This is a genomic window from Pectobacterium fontis (assembly GCF_000803215.1).
In the GTDB taxonomy this organism is placed as follows: domain Bacteria; phylum Pseudomonadota; class Gammaproteobacteria; order Enterobacterales; family Enterobacteriaceae; genus Pectobacterium; species Pectobacterium fontis.
In genome coordinates this window covers 32,062-52,126 of sequence record NZ_JSXC01000002.1, presented here as the reverse complement: position 1 = coordinate 52,126, position 20,065 = coordinate 32,062, and the positions used below count along the sequence as shown (strand labels likewise).

The window sequence follows — 20,065 nt, the reverse complement described above, 5'->3', positions numbered from 1 at the left end:
AATCGACGTAACACCATAGAACAGACATAACACGATAAACATGACTGCCGCCAATACGACTCACATTACCGATGCCAGCGCTCCTGGCTCTACGGCTATCTATCACTCGCTGCCTTATTACCCGACGGTGCTGCTCGATCGCTTTGCGCCTTTTTCCCATCAGCCGTGGGCGATGTTGCTGCATTCTGGTTTTGCCGATCATCCACACAATCGCTTCGATATTATGGTCGCCGACCCTCGAATAACCCTGTGTTCGCGGGGCGACAGAACAGAAATCACACGTAACGGCGTAACGCATATCGCAGAAGGCGATCCGTTCGCCTTGCTGCAACAGCAGCTTGATATGCTGGCCTTGCCCGTCGAACCACATCCTGATTTTCCCTTTCAGGGAGGCGCACTTGGCCTGTTCGGCTATGATTTGGGTCGCCAGATTGAAACGCTGCCCACGCAGGCAGAACAGGACATCGACCTGCCGGATATGGCGATAGGGTTATACGAGTGGGCGCTGGTTGCCGATCACCATCGGCAAACGTTAACACTGATCGTCCATCATTCGCTTCAGGCACGACTCGACTGGCTAGCCACTTCGCCCTCTCTCGTCCCAAAGGCCGATTTCAACCTCACCAGCGCCTGGCAGCCAAACATGTCGCGTGCAGAGTATGGTGATAAATTCCGTAAAATACAGGACTACCTTCTGGCAGGCGATTGCTATCAGGTCAATCTGGCGCAGCGCTTTTCTGCGGCTTACGATGGCGATGAATGGCTGGCGTTTTTACGATTGTCAGCAGGGAATAAAGCGCCCTTTTCCGCGTTTCTGCGCCTGCCGGAAAATGCCGTCATCAGCGTATCGCCGGAACGTTTTCTCTGGCTGGAAAAGCACCGCATCCAAACTCGCCCGATCAAAGGTACATTACCGCGGCTCACAGACCCGGAAGCCGACAAACAGCAGGCTGTGCGGCTTGCCTGTTCAGAGAAAGATCGTTCGGAAAACCTGATGATTGTCGATCTCCTGCGCAACGATATCGGCCGCGTCGCGGTGCCGGGCAGCGTTCGCGTGCCGGAACTGTTCGTCGTCGAGCCTTTCCCTGCGGTGCATCATCTGGTTAGCACAATTGAAGCACAGCTACCGGAAGACTGCCCCGCCACCACGCTACTGCGTGCCTGTTTCCCCGGCGGTTCGATTACCGGCGCACCGAAAATCCGTGCCATGCAGATCATTGAAGAGCTGGAACCTCAACGTCGCAATGCTTACTGCGGCAGCGTCGGTTATATCAGCCTGTGTGGAACGATGGACACCAACATCACTATCAGGACACTGTTAACCGAACGCGGCAGAATATACTGCTGGGCAGGCGGCGGTATCGTCGCTGACAGTGTGGCACAGGCTGAATATCAGGAAACGTTTGATAAAGTAGGTCGCATTCTTCCGTTGCTGGATGTCTCCCAGACAACGCCGGTATCGAATAAATGAGTGAGATCGCCTTGCCGTCAGCAGCTTTTACGCTGAATGATTTTATTACGCGCTTTCAGTTACAGCTTCCGCCGTCGCTGCGGCCTGCGCACCAGCAGCGTCAGGCCGCGGTGCTGGTGCCGATTATTTGTCACCCGACGCCTACGCTGTTATTGACCCGACGTTCTGCCGACCTGCGTAAGCACGCCGGACAAGTCGCGTTCCCCGGCGGGGCGGCAGACAAAACGGATCGCTCACTCATCGAAACGGCGCTACGTGAAGCGCAGGAAGAAGTGGCTATCCCCCCGGAAAATGTGCAGGTGCTGGGTGTCTTACCGCCGTTGGATAGTGTGAGCGGCTTTCAGGTCACGCCTGTCGTCGGGCTGATCGCCGCACAAACGCGCTTTCACCCTAATGAAGATGAAGTCGCCGAGCTATTTGAAATGCCGCTGGATGAAGCTTTTGCCCTCACGCGGTATTACCCGCTGGATATCGAGCGCAAGCAGCAGCGCCACCGGGTTTACCTCTCCTGGTATCAGCAGCAATTTGTCTGGGGATTAACGGCCGCCATCATCCACCAGCTTGCTTTACAGATTTCCGACCATGCCTGAGCACGGCGGCGTTGAGTTCAACACTTCTTTTATTACGCCAAGTATCCTTACGTCACAAGCGAGCACGCTGATCCAAAATCACTTCCACCTATGATTTACAATGACTTAAATCATACCGAGATAAGTTAAATTATGCCTTGGCATAAGTTTATTTCATGCGAAAAAGAAAGCCATGCAACATATTCCACACTACAATAGCGCGATTTGACGAATTTTATTCTAATTTATGGGCATATACCCGCTACAACTCAGGTCATGTCTCACCAGAACCGAAATCATCAGGTAATAATCAACATCCTCCTCTGATGGCGATGAAGGAACCGGAAGCAACCAGAGATTAGCGGGTATGGCTTTGAGTCATTAAGGAGTTTGGCGTGATAAGCGTTTTCGACATGTTTAAGATCGGTATTGGCCCTTCTAGCTCTCATACGGTTGGACCGATGAAAGCCGGTAAGCAATTTGTCGATGAATTGATCAACCAGAATTTACTGGCCACAACTACGCGTATTGCCGTCGATGTGTATGGATCGCTATCGCTAACGGGGAAAGGCCACCATACGGATATCGCCATCATCATGGGTCTGGCGGGTAACCTGCCGGATACGGTGGATATTGATGCCATTCCCAGTTTTATCCGCGATGTTGATCAACGTGAACGTCTATTACTGGCTAACGGACAGCATGAGGTCGATTTCCCACGCGAAGGCGGCATGGTGTTCCGTAGTGAAAATCTGCCACTACATGAAAACGGTATGACCATCACCGCTTTTGCTGCCAATAAAGAAATTTATAGCAAAACTTATTATTCCATCGGCGGCGGCTTCATCGTTGACGCGGAAAATTTTGGTAAAGACGTCATCTCCGATATCTCCGTTCCTTATGCATTCAATTCTGCCAAAGAGATGCTGGAGCACTGCAAACAGAGCGGCCTGTCACTTTCTGGCATGGTGATGCGTAACGAATTGGCGCTGCACAATCGTCAGGAAATCGATGCATACTTTACCGATGTCTGGCAAACGATGCGCGCCTGTATCGATCGCGGTATGAATACCGAAGGCGTATTGCCGGGGCCATTGCGTGTGCCACGTCGCGCTTCTGCGCTGCGTCGCATGCTGGTGTCTTCCGATAAGCTGTCCAACGACCCGATGAACGTGGTGGACTGGGTTAATATGTTCGCGCTGGCGGTAAATGAGGAAAACGCCGCAGGAGGCCGCGTGGTGACTGCGCCAACGAACGGCGCATGCGGCATTGTTCCCGCCGTCCTCGCCTACTACGACCACTTCATCGAGCCAGTTAGTCCGGGCATTTATATCCGTTATTTCCTTGCCGCAGGCGCGGTCGGTATTCTGTACAAAATGAACGCATCCATCTCCGGTGCTGAAGTCGGTTGTCAGGGTGAAGTCGGCGTAGCCTGCTCCATGGCAGCAGCAGGTTTGGCAGAATTGATGGGTGCCAGCCCGGAGCAGGTTTGCGTCGCCGCGGAGATCGGTATGGAACACAATCTGGGCTTAACCTGCGATCCGGTTGCAGGCCAGGTACAGGTGCCGTGCATCGAACGCAATGCGATTGCTTCCGTTAAAGCGATTAACGCCGCCCGCATGGCAACACGCCGCACCAGCGAAGCACGCGTCTCACTGGATAAAGTCATTGAAACCATGTACGAAACGGGTAAAGACATGAACGCCAAATACCGCGAAACCTCACGGGGCGGCTTGGCGATCAAAGTACAATGTGATTGATGTGCTAACGCCACTCTGCCATTTTTTCACCCACGAATCGTCCCCCCCTCGGCGTAATATCGTTCATTCCCGTTAACAAGACGTATTGCAGGACGGATAAGCAAGCAACAATAAGATGGCGGGGTTATCCCGCCATCTTATTGTGCTATCGAAAGATCGATTGATTCCATCATGCATTCCTGTCGATATTCGGCTAGGAGGACTCATTGCAATAACGTACATACTTCATTATCGACCGTTCACTTTCCTGTTAATAATTTTTCCCATGGGTCATAAGCAGACAATAGCCATGTTTTAGGTCGTAAAGCATCGGATAGAAAATCACGTAAAAGCTGAACTTTGAGTGGTAATAGCGTACGTGTAGGATAAAGCGCGTGTATTCCCAATGTTTGCGCTTGCCAGTCTGGCATTATTTCCACCAGCCTCCCCTTGATAATATCGCTATATACCAGAAAATCTGGTTGCAAGATTATCCCTTGGCCTTTGATAGCGAGAAATCGACATGTTGCCCCATTATTAACATTGAGACGCGGGTGAATATTAATTTTTATCTGTTCTCTTTTTTCCTTGCAAAATACCCATCCGTTGCCACCGGAGCTATAACTATACGCAATTACGACATGTTTATCTAAATCGTTAGGATGTGTCGGTGTCCCCCATACGCGAAGATATTCAGGTGAGGCGCACAATATTAAGCGAGTTGTTGCCAACAACGAGGATATCAACGTTGAATCTGGCAGATTACCGATGCGAACGACTAAATCGTATCCTTCTTCTACCGGATCAACGCTACGATCGGAAAGGACAATATCTAGCTCAACTTTCGGGTTTTTATCCATAAACTGCCCCCACAATGGAGCCAACTGAAGTACACCAAAATCCTGTGGTACACCAATCCGCAAGCGGCCGTGCGCCTGATTGGCACGCGTACAAACTTGATTTTCGGCCTCTTCGATAACCGATAACACCTCTTTACAACGCTGGTAATAAATTTGACCTTCATTAGTCAAAGAAATACGCCGAGTAGTTCGATGGAGTAGCCTTACACCCAAGAGTTTTTCTAACTCAATAACTTGCCGTGATACGGCCGGTTTTGAAAACCCTGTACTTTCCACTGCTTTGACAAAACTTCCCGCTTTTACTACCGCAACAAAGGTAGCCATCGCTTGCAATTTATCCATTGTCTCCTCCTGAGAGACAATATATCTAATTATTGGCTATTTATCATAAATATCATTACCAATAAAGTATTGTTGATACTTTTACTTCACTAGGGGATTACACAATGAAAGTTGCCGTTATAGGTACTGGAAATATGGGCCAAGGTTTCGTCAAACAACTCACATTAGCGGGTCACGAGGTGCGGATCACGGCTCGTGACCTCATCAAAGCCAGATCACTTGCCGCTCAATATTCTGGGGCGGTAGCAGTGGAATCAGATGAGGTATTGCATGATGCAGACATCGCGATTTTAGCCGTTGGCTACAATGACACACGCTCCGCCTTACAGTCTCTTGGCGATCTAAATGGGAAAGTAATTATTGATATAACCAACCCACTCACAGCCGACTACATGGGACTCACCCTTGGTCACGATACCTCTGCGGGCGAGGAAATCGCGAAAATGGCTCCTGGTGCCATTGTTGTTAAAGCCTTTAACACGATTTTTGCTCAAGTTTTGTCTGAAGGAGCGAAATTCTCCCAGAATGCAACAGTCCCGGTTTTTTATGCTACTGATAGCGAATCAGCAAAAGAAGCTGTCCGTAAATTAATCGAAAGTCTCGGATTCTCTCCGGTAGATGCCGGTGGACTAAAAAATTCTCGTTATCTGGAACCTCTCGGTGGACTAAATATTTATTTTGGTTATGGGGCGGGTAAAGGTACTCAGATTGCACCGACCTGGATTAGCCGTATTTAGCTTATTCTTTATTATTCATCATCAGGATAGTTTATGTCTCATATAAGATTGACTCAGGTCTCTATCGCTTTAACAATATTGTGTTTTTCTTCTTTTTCTTTTGCAGAACAAAAATCAACAGATATTGTTAGTCCTATTACAAATAAAGTTTTGCCATATAAATCTAGCCCTTCAGAAGCACGTAAAGCTGGCCGCGTGGCTTATGACAAACCGACGCCTGAAAATAGCATTATGCTGTTTGTCGATCATCAGGTCGGCCTGATGGCAAGCGTTCGTGATTTCCAACAGGCATCAGGCTATAAAAACAATGTGGTAGCCTTAGCGCAGATGGCTAAAGCATTAGATATTCCGGTCTTAATTACCAGCTCTAATGCTCAATGGCAAAATGGTGATACGCTGCCGGAACTAAAAGAACTATTCAAAGATCAACCCATTTACCGTCGCACGGGTATTATCAACGCTTATGAAGATCCAACGTTCCGTAAAGCGCTAGAAGATTTAGTTGCCAAAACAGGTCGAAGACACATTATTATTTCCGGCGTGACATTGGGAACCTGCGTAACTTTACCGACATTGGCAATGATAAATGATGGATATCAAGTCTATCCCGTTGTTGATGCCTCTGGCGCATGGAGCAAATACGAGGCGGATGCGGCAATGCAGAGAATGACGGCGGCTGGGGCTGAACTTGAAAGTGTGTTTGCGCTTGGTGCAGAATTGCAAGCAGACTGGAAAAACCCGAGCGCAGACGCAATGCTTCCACCGTTTATCAATGGGTTACCAGAATATGGTTGGGTATTACAGAACTATTGGAACAATGCCAATCAGCATACCGTTCCTGATCCTTTTAAAGTAGTGAAATAATTACCCCAGTCTCTGCCCATCCCTTTTCGGCAAAAAACACCCTGCCAGCGTACCACTCGCAGGGTGTAACAATCATGCACGACAGCGCTTACGCTTCTTCAACATCTTCCTCATCGACAAGCCGTTCCACACGCACCAGTTCAATGCGGTATTCGGAAACATCGACGATATGGAAGCGCAGATGGTGCAATTCGATGGTGTCGCCAACCTTCGGAAACTCATCACTGTGCGCCAATAGCAAACCTGCCAGTGAGGTGTAATCTTCCTTCGGGTCAACCAAATCGTTACTATCCACGGCCTGTTGCAACGCGTGCAAATCCGTTCCGCCCTTCACCAGCCAGCCTTCACCGTCTGGGATGATATCCAACGTTTCGTCTTCATCCGGGAATTCGCCCGCAATGGCTTCCAGCACGTCCAGCGGCGTGACCAACCCTTGAACCACACCAAACTCGTTGGCGATGATCACCAGACTCCCTTTCGCACGACGTAAAACAGGCAACAGGTTAATCACATCAAGCGTTTCCGGCACCACGATGGGCGGGTTAGCCGCCGCAAAATTTTCAACATCGGTCTGCGTTTCCAGTGCCACCAGTAGATCTTTGGCACGGACAACACCGATAATTTCATCCAGCGAACCACGACAGATTGGGAACAGGCTGTGGGGCGTATCCAGCAATTGCATGCGAATTTGTTCGACTGAACTGGCGCTATCCACCCAGGAAATCTCCGTACGCGGCGTCATCACACTGCGCAGCGAACGCGAGGCTAATGTCAGCACACCGCTGATCATATTGCGCTCTTCTTCAGCGAACTCCTCAGTCGTGAGTTTCTTCTGTGGTTCATCTGCATTCAAATCATCCGTATTTTTCCGCGATCCCATCAGACGCAGAATGGCTTCTGCGGTACGCTCACGCAAAGGACGGTGCGACTGGTGCTTCATAAAGTTATGACGGGCAATCTGATTAAACAGTTCGATCAGGATGGAGAAACCAATCGCGGCATACAGGTAGCCTTTCGGAATGTGGAAACCAAAACCTTCCGCCACCAGGCTCAAACCAATCATCAGCAAGAAGCTGAGGCACAGCACAACCACCGTGGGGTGCTCGTTAACGAACCGGGTCAGTGGCTTAGAGGCAATCAGCATGACACCCATCGCGATGATCACCGCCGTCATCATAACGCCCAGATGATCAACCATCCCCACCGCGGTAATCACGGCATCCAGCGAGAACACGGCATCCAGCACGACGATCTGCGCCACGACGGCCCAGAAATTGGCATGGGCGCGATTGCCGTTGCCGTCGTGCGCCTTATTCTCTAGCCGTTCATGTAACTCCATCGTGGCTTTAAATAACAGGAACAAACCACCGAACAGCAAAATCAGGTCACGACCGGAGAAGCTGAAATCACCAATGCTAAACAATGGACGCGTCAGAGTGACCATCCAGGAAATCAAAGACAACAAACCCAGACGCATTAACAGCGCCAGGCTTAAACCGATAATGCGGGCTTTATCTCGCTGTTTGGGGGGCAATTTATCCGCCAAAATGGCGATAAACACCAGATTGTCGATGCCCAGAACAATTTCCAGTACCACCAGCGTCAATAAGCCTGCCCAGATTGAAGGATCCAGCAAAAATTCCATGTCAGACTCCAGAAAATGAACGAACAGATGACATCAATGCATGAGTCGCATTGAATGGTAATAAAAAGAGTTGATGTGAACCAGAGAGATTCTGAATGTGGCCTGAGTGACCCGTTGAGTACAAAAAACCGCCAGCATTAGCGGGAAAACAGAGAACGTTTTGTCGGTGACAGTCCATGGGAAGGGCTGATGCCCGGTGCTCCTAAGCAATTTAAGGGATGTTTACTCTAACAGGTTGTTACCAATTTTCACAAAGAATTTCTTAAATCTGCTTTGCATTGATAATGCGCTCAAATTTGCGCCTTCCAGCGTCTTTTAACCCTTATTTAACTAATCAGCATTAGAGCACCATCACACTATTTATTTTTTCGATAACTAAAATAAATCTGTCAGTCACGATCTCTCGTCTGACAATCTGGATGCATACCGTGGATGTCATGAATTCACGGTAGGATTTTTTCTTGCAGCCATACGAGTACCGCGGCGGTTAACGTTTTTACTACAAAACGCTAGCCCAGTTTCATGACACATTGACTCTTTTTTGATCGTGAACGTGAGGAGATAGCAAGTGAGTATTGCAATCATGTTATGCACTCACGGCGCCACTGCGGGACCGCTGTTAAAGACAGCAGAGATGATCCTTGGTGAACAAAGTAATGTCGCCTGGATCGATTTCGTCCCCGGAGAAAACGCCGAAACATTGATAGAAAAATATCAGGAAAAACTCACGCAGTTAGACACATCACAGGGCGTGCTGTTTCTCGTTGATACCTGGGGTGGCAGCCCGTTTAACGCCGCCAGCCGCCTCGTTACCGACAAAGAGAACCATGACGTTATTGCTGGCGTGAATATTCCCATGCTGGCAGAAACCTTTATGGCTCGGGACGATAATCCGTCTTTCTCCGATCTGGTGGCTATCGCGCTGGAAGCAGGCAGGGATGGCGTAAAAGTGTTGAAACATCAGGAAGCGCCGAAAGCCGTCCCACCGTCTCCTCCACTGCCAAAAGCCAACACCGTCCCCACACCCGCTGGCCCCGGTGAACATATGAAAATCGGGTTGGCGCGTATCGATGACCGCCTGATTCATGGTCAGGTCGCCACCCGCTGGACGAAAGAAACCAATGTTTCGCGCATTATTGTTGTCAGCGACGAAGTCGCTGCCGATCACGTACGCAAAACGTTGCTGACTCAGGTTGCACCACCGGGTGTTACCGCGCATGTGGTAGATGTGGCAAAAGCCGTTCGTGTTTATGACAACCCGAAATATGCCGCCGATCGCGTGATGTTACTGTTCACCAATCCGACGGATGTATTAACGCTGATCGAAAATGGCGTAAAAATCACCTCGGTCAATGTTGGCGGAATGGCATTCAAACAGGGGAAAACACAGGTGAATAACGCCGTCTCCATCGATGAGAAGGATATTGCGGCATTCCGTGAATTAGATAAACGCGGTATTGAATTGGAGGTTAGAAAAGTATCAACCGATTCCCGGATTAAAATGATGGATTTAATTAACAAAATGCCGCACTGATACCGATCGTGGTGTGAATGTCATTAACGCTATTGTCATCATCAATAAAAGCTTTTTAGGCCTGACGCTGTACAAAATAGGTATTGATGTCGAGATTGAAAAATTTTATGTCGACATTGAAAAGCAATAGGGATGGCGATTTATTTTACTCAGACACATTTTATAGGAGAAGTACGATGGAGATCACCACACTTCAAATTGTGCTGATATTTCTCGTCGCGTGCGTTTCGGGGATGGGTTCGATTCTTGATGAATTCCAGTTCCACCGTCCACTCGTCGCCTGTACGTTGATTGGTGCCGTATTAGGTGATTTGAAAACCGGGATCATTATTGGCGGTACGTTGGAAATGATTGCATTGGGCTGGATGAACATCGGTGCGGCAGTCGCACCCGATGCGGCGCTGGCTTCCATTATTTCAACCATTCTGGTTATTGCCGGTGGTCAGGGGATCGGTGCCGGGATTGCGCTGGCCATTCCGCTCGCCGCAGCCGGGCAAGTGTTAACCATCATTGTTCGTACCATTACCGTGGCATTCCAACATGCGGCTGATAGCGCGGCAGAGCGAGGTAACCTGACGGCAATCAGTTGGATCCACGTCTCCGCCCTGCTGTTACAAGCCATGCGTATCGCAATTCCTGCGGTGATCGTCGCGATTTCCGTCGGCACCGACGCCGTTCACGCGCTGCTGAACTCCATCCCTGAGGTCGTCACCAACGGGCTGAATATCGCGGGTGGCATGATTGTCGTCGTGGGTTACGCGATGGTCATCAACATGATGCGTGCTGGTTATCTGATGCCATTCTTCTATCTTGGCTTCGTTACCGCGGCGTTCACCCAGTTCAATCTGGTGGCGCTGGGTGTCATCGGTATTGTGATGGCCGTGCTGTATATCCAGCTCAGCCCGAAATATAACAAGGTTCAAGGCCAGCCGGTTTCATCAGGCAATAACAACCTTGATAACGAACTGGATTAACAGGAGTGAGAGAAATGGTCGAAAATACGAATGTCAAAAAACTCACTGACAGCGACATCCGCGCGGTGTTTATCCGTTCCAACCTGTTTCAAGGCTCCTGGAACTTCGAGCGTATGCAGGCACTTGGCTTCTGTTTTTCTATGGTGCCGGTAATTCGCCGTCTTTACCCTGAAAACTCAGAAGAGCGCAAACAGGCGATCAAACGCCACCTGGAGTTTTTCAATACGCAACCTTTTGTCGCCGCGCCGGTACTCGGTGTGACGATGGCAATGGAAGAACAACGTGCTAACGGTGCCCCCATTGATGATGCTGCGATAAACGGCCTGAAAGTCGGGCTGATGGGGCCACTGGCTGGCGTCGGCGATCCGATATTCTGGGGCACCGCCCGTCCGGTGTTCGCCGCGCTAGGTGCGGGGATTGCCATGAGCGGCAGCCTGCTGGGGCCAATACTCTTTTTCGTTCTGTTTAATCTGGTTCGACTGCTGGTGCGTTACTATGGCGTCGCCTATGGCTACCGTAAAGGGATCGATATCGTTAGCGATATGGGCGGCGGTTTCCTGCAAAAAATGACCGAGGCGGCTTCTATCCTCGGCTTGTTCGTCATGGGTGCCTTGGTCAATAAATGGACACACGTCAATATACCGATGGTGGTGTCGACAGTGACAAACCAGAATGGAACAACGACGGTGACCACCGTTCAATCCATTCTTGACCAGCTCATGCCGGGGCTTGTTCCCCTACTGCTGACGTTTGGCTGTATGTGGCTGTTACGGCGTAAGGTAAATGCGCTGTGGCTGATTATGGGCTTCTTCGCGATTGGTATCTTTGGATACTGGATCGGTCTGCTCGGCGTGTAATGTTCAACTGCCGGGTGTGCACACGCCCGGCTTTTTTATTCATTGATACTTACGGACATAAGGTATGACGGATATCACGCTAGTCGTATTGATTGCTTTAGCGCTGGCTTATGCCATCTATGATGAGTTCATCATGGACAAACTCAAAGGAGAAACTCGACTCATCATCTTCCTGAAGCGGTCAAATCGCCTCGATACTCTGATTTTTATCGGCTTGGTGGGTATTCTTATTTATCAGAATGTGATGAATAATGGTGCCATTATCACGACTTATCTGTTGATTTCTCTGGCCTTCGTAGCCGGCTACCTGGCTTATATTCGCCGTCCTAAATTAATGTTTAAATCGGCTGGTTTCTTTTATGCAAATATATTCATTCCTTATAACAGGATTAAAAATATAAATTTATCTGAAGATGGCGTATTAGTCATCGAACTTGAACGCCGTCGTTTGTTGATACACGTTGCACAACTCGATGATTTAGAAAAAATATATAAATTTATGATTGAAAATCAATGAAATAAATTTATTTCACACATAATGATAGATAATATCAAATATATACTCCGTGTTTTAACGGTATTTACCCACAGTAATCCTGTCGTTATTTTATACAACCCTTCAACTCACACAACCAAATGAAAATAATTATCAATTGCATTATTAACACCTAAAACTTTTGGTGTTGTTTGCAACACAAATAATATGGTAAGGTTGCGCCGTCATTGGGGAGTAGCCGATTTCTGATTAGATATTATTCATCATAGTTAGTCAGAAATGCTCGTATCAACATACTCGTTTTATCTCCTATTACCGGAGCATAAAACGTGGTGCGGGCGGCCAAGCAAGATTGGCAGGCGAGACCATAGACACGTAGGATCGTCTATCGGGTTGGAGATGATCCGCGTGGATATGGTTAATCGTCCAGCCGAGGCTACTTACAATGAATATGTCAGCAACACTTATCCTTGCATTTGGTATGTCAATGGATGCCTTCGCCGCGTCAATCGGTAAAGGTGCCGTCCTGCATAATCCCCGTTTCCGTGATGCAATCCGTACTGGCCTCATTTTTGGCGTGATCGAAGCCATTACTCCCCTCATCGGCTGGGCGCTTGGCTTTTTTGCCAGCCAATATATTCTCGAATGGGATCACTGGGTCGCCTTTACACTGTTACTGATTTTAGGTGGCCGTATGATCATTGAGGGACTTAAAGGTTCTTCAAATTGCCGCTGCGAAAAAGTCAAAAATCATAGTCTGGCGTTGCTAATCTGCACTGCCGTCGCCACCAGTCTGGATGCGATGGCGATTGGTGTTGGTCTGGCTTTTCTTCAGGTGAATATTTTCCATACCGCGATGGTCATTGGTTGTGCCACCATGATTATGGTCACACTCGGTATGATGATTGGCCGCTACATTGGCCCTATTCTCGGTAAAAAAGCAGAAGTGATGGGTGGAGTCGTTTTGATAGGTATCGGCTGTAATATCCTGTACGAACATCTCGGCTACGCCGCCTGATAAAAACACCGCTGACAGCAACGGGCAGCCCACTATCGCGCTGCCCATTTTTATCTTCTCAATTACGAGACAATCACGCTATCGACACGTTGATGCAAACGGATAATAAAATCCGTGTCGCAACGAAATTGACGTGCTGCCCGCAATCTTTCGCTGACCTCTGGCGTTGCCCGCCAGGCAAAGGGCGTCATTTGCAATAGTGCCGCCGCCTCATCCCCAGATAGCGGCATGGAATACGCGAGCGTTTGCTGATCCCTAAGCTGGAAGCCTGCAAGCTGTTCATCTTTACTCGGGTGCAATAACACCTCATCGTAGACTTCTGCCTTCAGTTGATAAAGATGTCGTGGTCCTGGAGATACCGTCACTACCCAGCCGCCAATCTTAACGGTACGCTGTAATTCCGCGTCATTGCACGGCGCATAAATTTTTACCACGGCGTCAAGAGATTGGTCCTGGAAAGGCAGCCTCTGGCTAGAAGCGACGCAAAATTCAACGTTGTTATACCGTTTTGCCGCACGCTGAATCGCCGCCTTGGACACATCCAGCCCATATATTGTCATCGCCCTACGCGATGTAAGACGGTGCGCAACGTCTGTCGTGTAATACCCTTCGCCACAGCCGATATCCAGCAGTGTCGTTGCGTCATCTGCCATAACACGATCAAGATATTGCGCGACAGTATCGCGTAGCGGTTGGTAATGACCCGCTTCCAGAAAGCTGCGCCGAGCCTGCATCATTTCAGCGCTATCGCCAGGTTGTTTCGAACGCTTAAACTGTACTGGTAGCAGGTTGACGTATCCTTCTTTCGCACAGTCAAAGCTATGTTTGCCACACGTCCACTGCCGCGGGTGTCGCTCCAGAGGTAACTGGCATAGTGGACACTGATAGCTCATCGGCACATTTTCCTCATTAAAAACATCTTTGTTGCATCACAGGCATAGATAAAATACAGACAACAAAAAACCCGCACCATGGCGGGTTTTGCAACAGAGCTGTAAAATTACAGCGCAGTGACGTTTACTGCGGAAGGACCTTTCTGGCCATCCTGAATTTCGAATTCTACGTTCTGGCCTTCAGCCAGAGTTTTGAAGCCGTTACCTTGAATTGCAGAGAAGTGTACGAATACATCTTTGCTGCCGTCAGCAGGAGTGATGAAACCAAAGCCTTTAGACTCGTTGAACCACTTAACCTGACCTTTAATCTTTGCCATTTCAAATATTTCCTTTAATTGTTTAAACCGCCAAAAGGCGTTATACAGACAAACCAAAGTCGTTACTGCTTGAGGCACTAAGATAAGGATCGGCAGAGAAGCAGCATGCAACGCTAAAGGTTGAACTTAAGTCTTCTTTACTGAAAATGCCATTCATATACAGAACTGTACCTCGTTTTACCCAGAAGGGTTATTGCACACTCTACAAACGATGGCAAGGTCTTTTTTATCAGGCATGGACATCCCGCACAAATTCACATCATTACTGATTCATTAATACACGATAATGTCACCTAAGACCGATATTCGCATACGCCTTCTAACACCGCGCAATAAGCGGTCTGCGGATCCTATTGTCTAAAAAAATACGCGATACGGGTCGCAGTTTAAGGAAAAATGCCCATGCAATCATAACAAAAAGCTATAATTAATGGACGTAGATGAAGAGCGATAGGGCATTAGCGGGAATGCGTGCCCAAAAGTGAGCACGCTTATATCAATATTTAAAATGAATTGTCATTTTGGTGCTATCAGTATCTTTTGCATTAATACGTTACATAATAGAAATTATTTATAACCTAACTTTTCGTTGAATCAAAAATTAACTTGTTTGAACCAACAGCACTAATAATGCCACCAGGAAAGTCAATAAAACTACACTTGCCAGCTTCCAACGCCTTTCTGATTTTGTGCTCATATCACTTACGATCCTTTCCTATAAAACAGATACCTCTCTCACATTCTTTATGGTTTATCGGCAGAGACAGAGAACTTTTTAAGATTACTTCGGGTTTCTCCCGCTTTTTGGCGTAAATTTCACCATGTGTATAGCTATGTATAGTGACGCGACAGTCAACCACTGTTACCGTTAGACTTTCGTTGTAACCTTAAGTACGATTCATTAAATTAAAGCAACACTTCTGTTACCAAAGGAGCATGATGCGTTCCTTACCCACGCAAGCACGTACGGCGAGCCTGCGAACAGCAATCTCTTGTGTCATGAGACACCCTCTACTATTGATTCCCCGCGCTTCTCTGCCCCTTGACTTAAATGATATTGATAATTATTCTCAATTAATATTTCACGGTTTGTAAGGATATCCGCATGATTACTTTTCACGCCCGTTTACCCACCCTATTCCGTCGCATAGCGCTGCCGTGCGCCTTACTGCTTTTAGCCAATACCTCCGTTCACGCGGCTGAAAAGCTTAAAGTCATCACCACCTTTACGATTATTCAGGATATTGCTCAGAATATTGCAGGTGATGCCGCAACGATCGAATCCATTACTAAACCCGGTGCAGAGATTCATGATTATCAGCCAACACCGCGCGATATCGTTAAGACGCAATCGGCACAGTTAGTGCTGTGGAACGGCATGAATCTCGAACGCTGGTTTACGCGCTTTTTCGAGAACGTGAAAAATGTCCCTGCCGTTGTCGTGACGGAAGGCATTACGCCGCTTCCTATTCGCGAAGGTGCTTATAACGGTAACCCCAATCCACATGCCTGGATGTCCCCTTCCAACGCATTAATCTATATCGAAAATATCCGTAAAGGTCTGGTGCAAGCCGATCCAGCCAATGCCGAGACATATAACCGCAACGCCAAAGCCTATGCGGAAAAAATCAAGGCCCTCGACGCACCGCTACGTGAACGTCTTTCCCGCATCCCTGAGTCGCAGCGCTGGTTAGTCACCAGCGAAGGCGCATTCAGCTATCTGGCGAAAGATTATCAGTTCAATGAAGTCTATTTGTGGCCAATCAATGCCGACGAACAAGGTTCGCCACAGCAGGTTCGCCGAGTGATCGATACCGTGCGTGAGAAAGCTATCCCTGTGGTATTCAGCGAAAGCACCGTTTCTGATAAACCAGCCAAGCAGGTCAGTAAAGAAACGGGGGCGAAATACGGCGGTGTGTTGTATGTTGATTCTCTGTCTACAGAAAAAGGCCCTGTGCCAACCTATATCGACCTGTTACAAGTGACGGTGGAAACCATCGCTAAAGGATTTAATCAATGAGTAGCGATCGGGCAGTACAGTCATTAGAAGTCAATAATGTGTCCGTTACTTACAGCAACGGACACCAGGCCATTCGCCACGCGTCTTTCTCCCTGAGTGGCGGGACGATTTGTGCCCTGGTTGGCGTAAATGGCAGCGGAAAATCGACGTTGTTTAAAAGCATCATGGGGTTGGTCAAACCAACCTCAGGGCAAGTACTGCTCAACCAGCAACCAATCTATCAGGCACTGAAACTGAATCAGGTGGCTTATGTTCCACAAACAGAAGACGTGGACTGGAATTTCCCCGTTTTAGTTTCCGACGTGGTGATGATGGGGCGCTATGGGAGAATGAATTTCCTGCGCATTCCTAGTAAACAAGATCGCGCTATTGTGGCGGAATCACTGGAACGTGTCGGGCTTTCCACGCTACAACATCGCCAGATCGGCGAACTGTCCGGCGGTCAAAAAAAACGCGTTTTTCTGGCGCGAGCGCTCGCTCAACAAGGCCATGTGTTGCTGCTGGATGAGCCGTTTACGGGTGTCGATGTGAAAACAGAGAACGCCATTATCGACCTGCTTCGCACCCTACGCGACGAGGGGCATTTGATTCTGGTGGCCACCCACAACCTCGGGAGTGTTCCCGAGTTTTGCGACAACGTTATTTTGGTCAATCGCACCGTTTTAGCCGCAGGACCGACGCACAGCACCTTTACCCAAAGCAATTTGGAGAAAACGTTCGGTGGTGTTTTGCGTCATATCAACCTCGGAGGGGCCCATCTTCACGATGATGACGATGTTCGCTCGGTAACGGTGTTGACGGACGATGAACGTCCAGCGGTGTTCTATGGTTCGACCAAAAGCGATCCTCCTACATCGCGCGTGATACCGGAGGAGAAAAAGCCCTGATGATCGATATCCTGCTACAGCCATTCAATTATAACTACATGGTCAAAGCGATCTGGGTCAGTGCGATCGTCGGCGGCGTATGCGCTTTTCTTTCGGCGTACCTGATGCTGAAAGGCTGGTCGCTGATGGGGGATGCGCTCTCACATTCCGTCGTACCCGGCGTCGCAGGTGCCTATGCGTTGGGTCTCCCCTACGCGGCTGGGGCATTTTTTACTGGTATGCTCGCGGCGCTGGCAATGACCCTGATTCGTCACATTACCCGATTACGCGAAGATGCGATTATCGGCTTTATTTTCTCAACGTTTTTCGCCGTCGGCCTGTTGATTATTTCACTCAATCCGACATCGGTTAACGTGCAATCCATCATTTTTGGCAATATTTTAGGCATTGCTGACGAAGATATTCTGCAAGTTGAAATCATCATTGGCGTGACGTTCGTGATTCTCTGTCTGCTGTGGAAAGACCTGCTGGCGGTGTTTTTTGATGAGAACCACGCTCGTTCGATTGGACTTTCCCCGCTGAAGCTGAAAATTCTGTTCTTTACGCTGCTGAGTGCCTGTACGGTCGCGGCATTGCAAACTGTCGGCGCGATTTTAGTGATCGCAATGGTCATTACACCGGGCGCCACAGCTTACCTGCTCACCGATCGGTTTGGTCGTCTGGTGGTGATTTCTATTGCATTAGGCGCGATCACCAGCGCAGTAGGAGCCTATCTGAGCTTCTTCCTTGATGGTGCGACCGGCGGTGTGATTGTCACGTTGCAGACCATCGTCTTCCTGTTGGCGTTTTTCTTTGCCCCCAAGCATGGATTACTGGCATCGCGCCGCCTGCGGTTACGCGCTCAATCAGGAGATGCATTATGACGCTAATTAGCTGGCTAACGGACCCTCTGTCTTATCCGTTCATGCAGCGAGCGCTACTCGCCGCCGTGGTAACCGGCACGGTCTGTGCGGTGCTGTCATGCTATCTGGTGCTGAAGGGCTGGTCACTGATGGGTGACGCCATTTCTCATGCCGTGTTGCCCGGAATTGTTATCGCGTTCTTGCTGGGGATCCCACTGGTTATCGGTGCTTTTGTTTCCGGTATTTTTTGTGCGGTAGCGACGGGATATGTGAAAGAACACAGTCGGGTCAAAGAAGATACGGTCATGGGGATTATCTTTTCCGGTATGTTTGCGCTGGGACTCGTCATGTTTGCGCGTATCGATACCGATCAACACCTAAATCATATTCTGTTTGGTAACGTGTTGGGCATCACACCGCAAGAACTGACGCAAATCTTACTGATTGCCGGGGTAACGTTAGCCATCATCTTGTTAAAACGGCGAGATTTCATGCTGTACTGCTTCGATCCCAGCCATGCCCGCGTTATTGGTTTGCCCGTGAAGCTGCTGCACTACGGCTTGTTGAGCCTGCTGGCGATGACCATCGTGGCATCATTACAGGCCGTCGGCGTTATTCTGGTGATCGCGATGCTGATTGCGCCAGGTATTATTGCTTTCATGGTCTGTAAACGTTTTGACCGTATGGTTTTCGTCGCCACGCTGGTTTCCGTCATTTCCTGTATTACTGGCACCCTGATCAGCTTCTACATTGATGGCGCAACAGGCCCTTGTATCGTCATCGTTCAGGCTTTGTTCTTCACATTGGCTCTGATTTACCACCAGCTTAAACTACGCCGTCAGGCGGCATCCCAGGTTGTCACCGACGTGCGGTGATCCCCTCGACTTTTTAGCATGACGTAATCGGAAAACCGTCACCGATTACGTCATTCCTATCTATCCATTTCTTTATCCAACGGATTGGGTGTCATCCTAACTCGGTTATATTTAATTCCGACTATACTTGTTTTTCGCAAGCTCCATCTATCGGTTATCACTGTGCTGTAGATTCCATTTTTATTGCGCTCAATGGGTTACCGTAAAACGAACGCCCCAATAAACAGCAGAGTATCGGGCAACATCAATGGGAGGATGACCTTATGTGGCAAGCTATCAGCCGACTTTTGGAAGAGCATCACGGTACTGCGGAAATTCTGGAACACCACGAATTGTCCGGCGGTGAAATACACCCAGCCTGGTACGTCCGTTACGGCGAACATGACGTCTTCGTAAAATGCGATAGTCGTGAAATGCTAGCCAAATTCACTGCTGAAGCCGATCAACTTCACTTACTGAGCCGCAGTAATACGGTGCGTGTACCCGCCGTCTATGGTGTCGGTAGCTCACGCGATCACAGCTTCCTGCTTCTGCAATATCTGCCTGTCAAACCGTTAGATGCCCACAGCGCCTGGTGCCTGGGCGAACAACTCGCGCGTCTGCATCAGTGGAGCGATCAGCCACAATTTGGTCTGGATTTCGATAATGATCTCTCGACAACGCCTCAGCCAAATAGCTGGCAGCGGCGCTGGGCGACCTTTTTTGCCGAACAACGTGTTGGGTGGCAATTACAGCTAGCGGCGGAGAAAGGGATGCATTTTGGTCACATTGAAACGCTGATCGCATGCGTTGAAGAACGTCTGACCGGGCATCAACCCCAGCCCTCGCTCTTGCACGGCGACCTATGGCCGGATAATTGCGCCAATAATCAGGATGGCGCTTATCTGTTCGATCCAGCCTGCTATTGGGGGGACAGAGAGTGCGATTTAGCGATGCTGCCACGCTACCCAGCCCTGCCCGCACAGATTTATGATGGCTATCAGAGCGTGTGGCCGTTGGATAAAGGCTTTATCGATCGCCAACCGATTTACCAGATTTATTATCTGCTTAACCGCGCCAATCTTTTTGGCGGAAAACACATCGTTGAAGCACAGCAACTGATTGAGCGACAATTCTTGAGTTAAT

The 20,065-nt window shown here is 48.9% G+C and carries 20 protein-coding genes; 15 read left to right on the top strand and 5 right to left on the bottom strand.

The window, feature by feature from the left end:
- Positions 1-40: 40 nt before the first annotated feature.
- From pabB to OI69_RS00855, 3 genes are all read left to right on the top strand, one after another.
- On the top strand, positions 41-1,471 hold the full coding sequence (gene pabB / locus OI69_RS00865; protein ID WP_039344796.1) for an aminodeoxychorismate synthase component 1: 1,431 nt from the start codon (positions 41-43) through the stop codon (positions 1,469-1,471).
- Entirely contained in the window at positions 1,468-2,061 is a 594-nt protein-coding gene (locus OI69_RS00860) for a CoA pyrophosphatase (RefSeq protein ID WP_039344793.1), read from the top strand. The genes pabB and OI69_RS00860 overlap by 4 nt, the downstream gene beginning before the upstream one ends.
- Before the next feature lie 374 nt (positions 2,062-2,435).
- Positions 2,436-3,800: an L-serine ammonia-lyase gene (locus tag OI69_RS00855; protein ID WP_039344790.1), complete on the top strand. Its 1,365-nt coding sequence runs from the start codon at positions 2,436-2,438 to the stop codon at positions 3,798-3,800.
- Positions 3,801-4,039: 239 nt separating this feature from the next.
- Here the strand turns inward: OI69_RS00855 and OI69_RS00850 are convergent, their stop codons facing one another.
- Positions 4,040-4,981, bottom strand: coding sequence for a LysR family transcriptional regulator (locus OI69_RS00850; protein ID WP_039344786.1), 942 nt, complete (start codon positions 4,979-4,981; stop codon positions 4,040-4,042).
- 104 nt (positions 4,982-5,085) lie between these two features.
- Between OI69_RS00850 and OI69_RS00845 the strand changes: the two genes are divergently transcribed.
- Positions 5,086-5,718 carry an NADPH-dependent F420 reductase gene (locus tag OI69_RS00845; RefSeq protein ID WP_039344782.1) on the top strand — a complete coding sequence of 211 codons (633 nt, stop codon included), beginning with the start codon at positions 5,086-5,088 and terminating at the stop codon, positions 5,716-5,718.
- A 33-nt stretch (positions 5,719-5,751) separates the two neighbouring features.
- Positions 5,752-6,582, top strand: coding sequence for an isochorismatase family protein (locus OI69_RS00840; RefSeq protein ID WP_235319643.1), 831 nt, complete (start codon positions 5,752-5,754; stop codon positions 6,580-6,582).
- 88 nt (positions 6,583-6,670) lie between these two features.
- Here OI69_RS00840 and OI69_RS00835 read toward each other — a convergent pair whose 3' ends face one another.
- Entirely contained in the window at positions 6,671-8,227 is a 1,557-nt protein-coding gene (locus tag OI69_RS00835) for a TerC family protein (protein ID WP_039344780.1), read from the bottom strand.
- A 568-nt stretch (positions 8,228-8,795) separates the two neighbouring features.
- On the opposite strand from OI69_RS00835, the gene manX reads away from it, so the two are divergent.
- The 5 genes from manX (at position 8,796) to mntP (ending at position 13,106) form a co-directional block, all read left to right on the top strand.
- Positions 8,796-9,761, top strand: a complete 966-nt coding sequence (manX, locus tag OI69_RS00830) for a PTS mannose transporter subunit IIAB (protein ID WP_039344777.1) — start codon at positions 8,796-8,798, stop codon at positions 9,759-9,761.
- Between the two features lie 176 nt (positions 9,762-9,937).
- On the top strand, positions 9,938-10,735 hold the full coding sequence (locus tag OI69_RS00825) for a PTS mannose/fructose/sorbose transporter subunit IIC (RefSeq protein WP_039344775.1): 798 nt from the start codon (positions 9,938-9,940) through the stop codon (positions 10,733-10,735).
- A gap of 14 nt (positions 10,736-10,749) precedes the next feature.
- Entirely contained in the window at positions 10,750-11,592 is an 843-nt protein-coding gene (locus tag OI69_RS00820; protein WP_039344771.1) for a PTS mannose transporter subunit IID, read from the top strand.
- Positions 11,593-11,656: 64 nt separating this feature from the next.
- The gene (locus OI69_RS00815) at positions 11,657-12,109 is read left to right on the top strand and encodes a DUF986 family protein (protein WP_039344768.1); all 453 of its coding nucleotides are present in this window, start codon (positions 11,657-11,659) and stop codon (positions 12,107-12,109) included.
- A 424-nt stretch (positions 12,110-12,533) separates the two neighbouring features.
- Positions 12,534-13,106, top strand: a complete 573-nt coding sequence (gene mntP / locus OI69_RS00810; protein WP_039344766.1) for a manganese efflux pump MntP — start codon at positions 12,534-12,536, stop codon at positions 13,104-13,106.
- A 62-nt stretch (positions 13,107-13,168) separates the two neighbouring features.
- On the opposite strand, the gene rlmA is transcribed toward mntP, so the two are convergent.
- The 3 genes from rlmA to OI69_RS19735 form a co-directional block, all read right to left on the bottom strand.
- Entirely contained in the window at positions 13,169-13,999 is an 831-nt protein-coding gene (rlmA, locus tag OI69_RS00805; protein WP_039344763.1) for a 23S rRNA (guanine(745)-N(1))-methyltransferase, read from the bottom strand.
- A 107-nt stretch (positions 14,000-14,106) separates the two neighbouring features.
- Entirely contained in the window at positions 14,107-14,316 is a 210-nt protein-coding gene (gene cspE, locus OI69_RS00800) for a transcription antiterminator/RNA stability regulator CspE (RefSeq protein WP_005968829.1), read from the bottom strand.
- A 40-nt stretch (positions 14,317-14,356) separates the two neighbouring features.
- Positions 14,357-14,473 (bottom strand): DUF2627 domain-containing protein, encoded by a 117-nt coding sequence (locus tag OI69_RS19735; protein WP_102117673.1) that lies wholly within the window; start codon positions 14,471-14,473, stop codon positions 14,357-14,359.
- 948 nt (positions 14,474-15,421) lie between these two features.
- Between OI69_RS19735 and OI69_RS00795 the strand changes: the two genes are divergently transcribed.
- The 5 genes from OI69_RS00795 (at position 15,422) to OI69_RS00775 (ending at position 20,064) form a co-directional block, all read left to right on the top strand.
- Positions 15,422-16,336 carry a metal ABC transporter substrate-binding protein gene (locus OI69_RS00795; protein ID WP_039344760.1) on the top strand — a complete coding sequence of 305 codons (915 nt, stop codon included), beginning with the start codon at positions 15,422-15,424 and terminating at the stop codon, positions 16,334-16,336.
- Positions 16,333-17,223: a manganese/iron ABC transporter ATP-binding protein gene (locus OI69_RS00790; protein WP_039344757.1), complete on the top strand. Its 891-nt coding sequence runs from the start codon at positions 16,333-16,335 to the stop codon at positions 17,221-17,223. The genes OI69_RS00795 and OI69_RS00790 overlap by 4 nt, the downstream gene beginning before the upstream one ends.
- Positions 17,223-18,086: a metal ABC transporter permease gene (locus OI69_RS00785; protein ID WP_039344754.1), complete on the top strand. Its 864-nt coding sequence runs from the start codon at positions 17,223-17,225 to the stop codon at positions 18,084-18,086. Before OI69_RS00790 ends, OI69_RS00785 begins: the two co-directional genes overlap by 1 nt.
- Positions 18,083-18,940 (top strand): metal ABC transporter permease, encoded by an 858-nt coding sequence (locus OI69_RS00780; protein ID WP_039344751.1) that lies wholly within the window; start codon positions 18,083-18,085, stop codon positions 18,938-18,940. The genes OI69_RS00785 and OI69_RS00780 overlap by 4 nt, the downstream gene beginning before the upstream one ends.
- Positions 18,941-19,203: 263 nt before the next feature.
- On the top strand, positions 19,204-20,064 hold the full coding sequence (locus OI69_RS00775) for a fructosamine kinase family protein (protein ID WP_039344748.1): 861 nt from the start codon (positions 19,204-19,206) through the stop codon (positions 20,062-20,064).
- The last annotated feature ends 1 nt before the right edge of the window (position 20,065 follow it).

Coding starts and splice junctions, on each gene's coding strand:
- pabB (WP_039344796.1), top strand. CDS start 41: ATGACTGCCGCCAATACGACTCACATTACCGATGCCAGCGCTCCTGGC.
- OI69_RS00860 (WP_039344793.1), top strand. CDS start 1,468: ATGAGTGAGATCGCCTTGCCGTCAGCAGCTTTTACGCTGAATGATTTT.
- OI69_RS00850 (WP_039344786.1), bottom strand. CDS start 4,981: ATGGATAAATTGCAAGCGATGGCTACCTTTGTTGCGGTAGTAAAAGCG.
- OI69_RS00845 (WP_039344782.1), top strand. CDS start 5,086: ATGAAAGTTGCCGTTATAGGTACTGGAAATATGGGCCAAGGTTTCGTC.
- OI69_RS00840 (WP_235319643.1), top strand. CDS start 5,752: ATGTCTCATATAAGATTGACTCAGGTCTCTATCGCTTTAACAATATTG.
- OI69_RS00835 (WP_039344780.1), bottom strand. CDS start 8,227: ATGGAATTTTTGCTGGATCCTTCAATCTGGGCAGGCTTATTGACGCTG.
- OI69_RS00825 (WP_039344775.1), top strand. CDS start 9,938: ATGGAGATCACCACACTTCAAATTGTGCTGATATTTCTCGTCGCGTGC.
- OI69_RS00820 (WP_039344771.1), top strand. CDS start 10,750: ATGGTCGAAAATACGAATGTCAAAAAACTCACTGACAGCGACATCCGC.
- OI69_RS00815 (WP_039344768.1), top strand. CDS start 11,657: ATGACGGATATCACGCTAGTCGTATTGATTGCTTTAGCGCTGGCTTAT.
- mntP (WP_039344766.1), top strand. CDS start 12,534: ATGAATATGTCAGCAACACTTATCCTTGCATTTGGTATGTCAATGGAT.
- rlmA (WP_039344763.1), bottom strand. CDS start 13,999: ATGAGCTATCAGTGTCCACTATGCCAGTTACCTCTGGAGCGACACCCG.
- cspE (WP_005968829.1), bottom strand. CDS start 14,316: ATGGCAAAGATTAAAGGTCAGGTTAAGTGGTTCAACGAGTCTAAAGGC.
- OI69_RS19735 (WP_102117673.1), bottom strand. CDS start 14,473: ATGAATGGCATTTTCAGTAAAGAAGACTTAAGTTCAACCTTTAGCGTT.
- OI69_RS00795 (WP_039344760.1), top strand. CDS start 15,422: ATGATTACTTTTCACGCCCGTTTACCCACCCTATTCCGTCGCATAGCG.
- OI69_RS00790 (WP_039344757.1), top strand. CDS start 16,333: ATGAGTAGCGATCGGGCAGTACAGTCATTAGAAGTCAATAATGTGTCC.
- OI69_RS00785 (WP_039344754.1), top strand. CDS start 17,223: ATGATCGATATCCTGCTACAGCCATTCAATTATAACTACATGGTCAAA.
- OI69_RS00780 (WP_039344751.1), top strand. CDS start 18,083: ATGACGCTAATTAGCTGGCTAACGGACCCTCTGTCTTATCCGTTCATG.
- OI69_RS00775 (WP_039344748.1), top strand. CDS start 19,204: ATGTGGCAAGCTATCAGCCGACTTTTGGAAGAGCATCACGGTACTGCG.